Annotated in this window: 2 protein-coding genes; one reads left to right on the top strand and one right to left on the bottom strand. The window is 19.2% G+C overall.

All coding sequences use genetic code 11. The features are described from left to right. Positions 1-613: 613 nt before the first annotated feature. Positions 614-745, top strand: coding sequence for a hypothetical protein (locus D3Z33_RS17060; protein WP_279279103.1), 132 nt, complete (start codon positions 614-616; stop codon positions 743-745). Positions 746-854: 109 nt separating this feature from the next. On the opposite strand, the gene D3Z33_RS16435 is transcribed toward D3Z33_RS17060, so the two are convergent. Then, positions 855-1,091, bottom strand: a 237-nt coding sequence (locus D3Z33_RS16435) for a hypothetical protein (RefSeq protein WP_207708362.1), incomplete at its 5' end; no start/stop codon positions are given.

The raw sequence follows: 1,091 nt of genomic DNA, 5'->3' as shown, positions 1-1,091 counted from the left end.
ATAAATACCTTTAAATTAATTATTAAATGTATGTAATTCTATGTGTTTCCAAATATTAATAGCTATTAAAACAAATGTAACATATATTCGACAAATTTTCACAAAATATTATATCCTTTTTTGATAGAGTAAATATTATTAAAAGTTCTTGATATTAATAACCTTATTCTAATAATAATATAAGGAGGATTAAAAATTATGTATAAGCCATTTTTTACAGAAGGTGGTTTGGCATATATTTTATTTTATATTTTTACTATTATGTTCATATTCTTATTTTTAAAAAATATAAATTTTTTAAAGAATAAATATATGTATAAACTAAATACTATAATTAAATTTTTCATTTTAATTTTTATAAATGTATTCAATGTTATAATACTCTCAATATTATATAAATACACATTGGTTATTGGGTATTTTATATAATTCTTTAGCTATAGCTTTAACCATATTCTTAACTATTTCATTATTTTTTAATAAAAAGAATAACAAAAACTAATAATTATTAAGATTTTTATTGATTTTCTAAAAATGTCAAAGGATTTTAAAAACGCTCTATAATATTTAATAATGAATAATTAATTTTACTTATGAAAGAGAGGCTTATATAATGATTTATGTTATTCTTATTACTTTAGGTATAGTAGTTAATTCACTATATTTTAAACAAGATTGGCCTTCAGTTATAATATTAATGATTGCTATTAGTCTAGGGATAAGATATGGAAGCAAAAACAAATAATTTAATTTTTACTTCTATTAATTATTGATAAAATTTCTCCTATAATATTACATAAAAAATAAGGCTAGAGAGAAATCTCTAGTCTTAAAATAATTGCTCATTGTATCATTTATGTATTATGTCTTTTGTCTTTTTCAATAAACCTTAAAAAACCTTTCTTTCTCTTTGTAATTTCTATATAAGTTTCTTTGTCTATCTTTTCAGCTTTATAAAGTTTTTCTGCAAATTTAATGAAATCTTTTGATAATTGTACTAAGTCATTTATGGCATCCTCCATATTAAAACCTCCTGGTAAGATTATTACTATGTTTAAATTAATTATTCTACAAAGTATAAAAAATTCCTT

The organism is Senegalia massiliensis, from assembly GCF_009911265.1.
In the GTDB taxonomy this organism is placed as follows: domain Bacteria; phylum Bacillota; class Clostridia; order Tissierellales; family SIT17; genus Anaeromonas; species Anaeromonas massiliensis_A.
This window is presented reverse-complemented; position numbering and strand designations above follow the sequence as displayed.